The 6,375-nt window shown below is 49.3% G+C and carries 1 protein-coding gene; it reads right to left on the bottom strand.

Features of this window, described 5'->3' with window-relative positions:
- Positions 1–5,277: 5,277 nt before the first annotated feature.
- A partial coding sequence (locus tag C451_RS02605; protein ID WP_206536663.1) for a primase-associated protein occupies positions 5,278–6,375 on the bottom strand: 1,098 nt, incomplete at its 5' end.

Genomic DNA, 6,375 nt, shown 5'->3' with positions numbered 1-6,375 from the left:
GGTAAGGTTCACTGCAAACGCTACTCACCCGCTTCATACTCTTCGATCTATCGCCCCATCACGCCGCCATCTAGTGATTCAATGGAGCCGAAAAATGACCAAAACGTCGGGAGCACAGGGGTATGAAAGTATTGTACCCCTCTACGAACGCACAACGTACAGCGGGTTACGGGAACCAACTATTCAGCGGTTCGTACCCGCTGTTTGTCGTGACCGCCTTCACCGACATGGACCACTGAGTGGGTGCGGATTCGCATACTGAGACATCGGTATGCAAGGACACTATCTTTCGATCGCCTCAATGGTTGAGTCGATCCAATGACGCTAGCGGCATACTCAAATACAGGGTTGAAGTACAGCTCAACTGTCAATCACCTCCATCGATACCGCTAGCTTGGTGATACGGGCCCATGAACTGACTGTGGTGGCTGAATCTCAGGATAGTTGTCCCAGACATCCTTCCAAGGCATTGTTCGCCTCTCTGTCGATTCTGATGCCGATATGAGCGATCGGGGGATAGATCGCAGACAAAAATTTGCCATTATCTCACCAGACATCCAGAATGCTGTAGCGGAGTTGTACGGAAGCGTTGCAGCGCGTCGCCGTCCCTGAGAATGCAGATAACGAGACGCTCCCACCTTTCCCTTCCCGATATACAACACGAAAATGGGGAGACAACTACCCGCCCGGCCTCACAACCACCACGGCCTACCATGCGGTAGCCGGGAGGGAATGGAAGGGGCCGGAGCGCTCGGCGAACCCCGGCGACGTAAGCACTGCAGCGCTCACGGTTTGAGCGCGAAGCGCACAACGAGCCGCGGGAGTCGAACGCTCCGGGGGCTTCCGAAGTCGTGCTGTCGGCATCCAACTCACAACACCCAAACCAACACTCACACCCACATCCACGCCTACAACCCCACCCAACCGCTCCGCCACCTCATCCTGCTCCCGCTCGATCCGTGCCGGACACTCATACCCCGGCTTGTGCACGCTCTCACAATCAGGGCAGAACACACCCTGCGTCGAACACTCCGAACACGACAACCCCATGTACTCCGTCAACTGCTCTTCCGTTCCCGACTCGACGATCACACCATAACTCATCACTCCACCACAGTTCGGACACATCTTCCCTTCCTCATTGATCCGCGTCGGACCCACCTCGACGACCGCCGTTGATTGCTCACTATCCACCGTCTGCTCACGACTACTGTTGTGTTCCACCATTTTTCGATCGTCTCCACGCCCGCCTCCGCGCCGCGGGCAGTGCCGTACCGCGGCGCGAGCGGGCAACACCACTCTCGATTACGAGCGGCGCGCGTGTCCGTCACCGGAAGGCGCGTCCAGCGGAGTAAGCGGTGCCGAACGACCTCTGGGAGTGAGGGGAGTGATCGAGACCTCCGAGCGCTGTCGGTGCGGCTGTTCGAGGAGTCGAGATCACCGGCGCTTACCCGATGGCGTTCAAACCAGATGCCCGGAACGGTGGCTCGATTGCGGTGCCGTCGCCGTGCGGGAGAGCCACCGCAGCCCGGAATGGTCGGTGACGAGCGCCGGACGGTGTCGCAACCCGAGCGACGCGTACCAAGACAATCGCTGTCCATCGTCTCTCCCAATCTCATCTACCCACCCATCTATCCACCAACCCACTGATTGCTGTGGCGCGTGTGAGGAATGCCGACCTCGTCGGCAGGACACACGCGAGGGAGCGGGGCCGGAGCGACGTGACCGATGTGAGCAAAGCGATCGAGTGAACGAGCGGCGGCCGCGAGGTTGGGGAGGGACTGTGCTGTGCTGTCCCAAACTGGAGTCGGATCGAAGCGGCTGCCGAAGATCGTCACCGGCCCAAGCTGGCCGACCATCACACCATCGCGAAAACGCGGTCGCTACACCACCGCGTCAACCTTCCCCAATGGGGTCTCCTGGACCGGGCTGTGAAAACACGATCTACCACAATCACAGACAATCACTACCCACAACAACTGCTGAATTCTCTGGTCGACGTCGCGAACAAACACCTTACTTCTCCAACGCAACTCACACCCTCCACTCACCACTCCACTGGTCGATGCTCAATCGACCAAGCCGAGCCTCACCAACTCGGCGATCAATGAGTGATCGAGTGAACGCCACCCGACCGAGACTCCGCTATCGGACCCCCCGCTCACACCCCCGGATGGACTTGTGCTTACAGCACACTACCATCCGCCCGATTTCTGCCGTCCCAAACTCGTCCATCCGACCCTACCCACCAGAACTGATCGAGGGTCTGCCGACGCTGTCACCGGTGCGAAGCTGGGCCGTCAACTTACTCATCCTGGAGCGGTCACCAGTGCTGCTCGAGGGAGTGGTCGCCGTCACGAATCCAGGCCACTCACCAAGCGAGATCACTGGCTGAATCGAAGCGTCAACCATCGTCTGAAAAACTACCAAATTAGATATGGGTAGCGTGGCCGAAAGCGTTCGTCAGTCGAGAGTGGTGTAGTCGAGATCGGCACCCCAGTTCCAAGGCGATCCATATCGACCGCCACTGAACCAACTTCAATTCTATCTAATCCGGTATATCACATTCTGCGAAACGTTTGGCGTTGCTGTTGGTATCCTAACTGTTCTGCCGTTGGTGGTTGCAGGGTGAGCGAATAGTTGTATTGCTAACTGGTTGGCTGTTGCGTCACTCACGATCGCGGTTGTTGCTCTGGTGTTGGGAACCGTTAGCTGAATCACAGATCGGTTGGTTGCTGGAGTGGTGTTGATCGAGTCAGTCGCAGCGACTCAACCATGGGGGTAGACTGTTGGAACTCACCCAGTCAATCAGGAGGTGCTGTAGTTGGCCAGTCGTGACCGATCGCCAGTGCTGTGCGAACTCATTGCTGTAACACACTTATCTGAAAAGTGGTGGATGTTGCTAGTCCGTAGATTGAGTTGCAATTCCTGGTGGTGTGATCTCGGTCACGTGCTGGTCGATCAGTCGTTGCCTCCACCATCGCAGTGACCAGCTGGATGACTCCAATCACGACACTAATTCACAATGGTTGTGGAGTTAACTAGATCGGTGGTGGATGAGAGAATCAGTTGTCCGAATCGGTCGGTGCTGGAAACAGTTGTATCGCTAAGGAGTCAGTGTTGATGGTGCTGGTGAGTTCGTTGCTGATCATGCCAGTTGTACCAGCTATAAGATATATTGCTCACGTTAGGTGATAGGCTGTTCTGTGGTGAACTGTGTGTTGCTGATGAGAGCTGATCGGTGCTGATCCAGTTGGTGGTGTTCTGGTGATCGTCTTGGTCAGTGTGGGAGTGTTGTCGTGATCAGTGTGGTGTGACTGTTGGTGCTGAGCTCGTGCTTGTTTTGGTTGCAATTGGTGTTAGTGATCCAACAGCCTCTGTTGGTCATTTTGGTTTTGTTTTTCTAACTCTTCTTGGTCGCTTCTGTTTCGCTTCCCGCTCTCCCTCTCTATTCGGTTGGTTGATCTTGTGCATCCCTACAATCCTTGGGACAAGACGACCCGATGCACATGGTGTTTTTGGGCAATCGAAGCAATCTCTGACTCTTAGAAGTCTTCTAGCGCTCTAATTCTTGTCCCATTCAGTCTCCAAACGATTCATTGCCCCTTCAACCTTCTAAAATCCGATTAGAACTATTCTAAGCGATTTTCTGCCTGTCTATTCCGATCTAGGAAAGAGATACATCCATTTTCATTCTGTATTTTTGATGGTTTCTGTAAACGATTAGTTAACAGGTACGGATATCGGTAGTGAGAAACTCTCTAATAGCTATTTCTAAGACAGCATTAGTACCATATTTCACTAATTATTAGCTCTGTGGACTGAATAGAGAGAGAAATGAAATATGGGATACACGTTGGCTAAAATCTGCGTGAACATATTGTAAACAGGATGGTTAGAATAGCTGTAGATACTGTTTCGAGAACTTTGGCCTATTCGCTTTTTCTTCACCTTATTCAAAAATATTAGAAAATACCAATTTCTAAATATAGAATTGTCTATGGGTTGGCGAGACATCCGTTTGGCTCGGAAATGCGTTCACAGCTAGTAAACAAATTGTGAACAAAAAGTAGATTGCGTTATAGAGGGTCTAAAATCGCCCACATCTACCATTTGAAGATGCCCTGAATCCTATGGATATATTTTCGCTTGTGTTTTATATAGTCTAATATACCGAGTGAAAGATTTCATATTAATGCAGTAAACATATTGTTAACAATACCGTTTAAAGTCTTCTACCCTCTCTTTAGGCCCTTTCAATATTAGCTAATATAACAACAAATTCTGATTGAAGATCCATCATTTTGTAGAGACAATAGCTTCTTGCTGGATATTCTATTCCATCTCCAATTCTATTCTCACTTCTGAATATAGAAATAATAGACGATAAAAATCGTGTTTTTCTCACTATTCTGTTTGCATCTATTACTTTAGTATGAGCATTTTAACGTTAGATTGGCATAGGAAGAGAAGGTATGGATAGTCTGCCATCTCAGACTTCATACTCACAAACTCTAATTAATTAAACATGTATGCGACCAGGGGATTTTTCCGAAGAATCTCATAGAGCTTTCTATAGGAAGCAGTCGGATCTGAGAAGTTGAAGAGAAGAATAGAACGTCATTTTTTGTTTGTTCAAAATATCCTATTTTATTGATACTGGTGTATTGTTGAATAACTTGATTTCACATTCTATTTTGTAGTGTATCGAGTTAGACAACGTGGATATAGTAGAAACTGGCCACTACTGATATCAAAATATATTGGTTGGATGTGGTATACTGAGTTGACAGACTCATATTCCATGGATGCTCATGAAGCAAATACAGTTGATAATTCATCTACAGCAACAATTTCTGCAGCATTCAATAGGTAGCGCCGGATACTGCGAGTTCATCATAGATGAGTACATGCGAGTTGATAGGTATAATTTCCAGATAACTTCTACCTTCTCATGGCACTTTTATTACTTAGATGCGATTTATTTGAGTACTATAGTTTTACAGTATTATGTGGGATATTTTCTGTGGTTAGCATACGGTGGTCTGATTTCTGGGTCGTAGACTAGTAGTTTCGATTGGTATAATACGATATTTCTGTTTCAGTTTTATTGTAAAATTATACGGGGTGAATATCCGCTACAGGGGAGACTATGTTTTCTCTGCTGTGTCATGCTGGATACTTCCAATTATGTATATTAGATATTGCAGCTACTCCAAAACAGTACTGTTTTTAGACATTGTCATGAGGGGCTATTGCTGGTCAAAGGAATCTCAATTAAGATTTCTTTTTTGAATTTACCACCTCGTTTTTTAGTGGTAGGCTCTCGTGGATCTCGTATTCACAATTGTCTATTCCGATACAGAAGTCGGTGAATTGTTCGTTGTCAGTATAGCAGTTCACCGGTTGGTATGGCTCACCGTTTTCGTTCGTTCGGTTCTTCTCGTAGCGAGTTTGGTAGCGTGTCGTCTCCTCGTCGAACCAGGGATATTGGCTGAACCATTCGACGATCTCTTCGACGGTGAAATCATTCTCGAGACTCAGGATGATTCGCACGTAGGTGTAGAGGGTGAACCGGACAGGCTTTTCTTCGAGAAGGAAATTGTGGATATTCCGCAAGCATGGTAGCTCCAGAATGTCTGCGATCTCCGAGACCTGTATCGTGGTTGCTTCGCTTGTGTTGAATCGAAGCCGGTACATGTTCTGTCGAAATTGGTTGTCTTCACCATTGTTGTTTTCGCGGTCTTCGTGGTGGTGGTAAATCTCGACATCGTCATGATCCTCGTTGTTGCGAAGAACATGAGCGAGACTTCGGGCATTCCCGATCTCCCCGATTTTCCGTTTTTCCCATGTACTATCAGTTTTTTGAGCATGGATTTCTAAGGCGTCGTAGAGCTCGCTGGCCGAGTGCCACGTGTTGAGTTGGGCTCTCTCATCGGGTGCATTTTCGATCCCTCTGAGGACTACTCTGAGCTTGTCCGGGTGAGTCTTCTCGGCGAATAGCTTGTCGGTATGGCCGATGTCAAGGAGGGTCTGAATGTGCTCTCTGACGTTGGTGGCGTTGTGAGCTGCGTAGTTAATTTGACCATCTTCCATCGATTGATAAAGTTGTTTGCCGAGATATGCTGCCGTTCCATTGCGTCCAATTGCGTGTTTTTCGAACTTGTTGCGAAAGTCTGTATCAGGGACGTAGACACAGTTGTTTTTGATGCCGCAGACACTCTCACCTTTGTCGTTTGTGACGTCAGTGTTCATCCCGGCGTGGACGAGTGGGATTTCGATGTATGAGCGTGTCATAGAATCCGTCTCATGCCGTGAGCATCTCGCGGCCCGGATTGTCTCCTCGTTCGTCGTTGGTGATTGCGACGACCACTC

Source organism: Halococcus thailandensis JCM 13552 (assembly GCF_000336715.1).
Taxonomy (GTDB): Archaea; Halobacteriota; Halobacteria; order Halobacteriales; family Halococcaceae; genus Halococcus; species Halococcus thailandensis.
The sequence above is the reverse complement of the archived record's forward strand: the minus strand, read 5'-3'. Positions and strand labels throughout refer to the sequence as shown.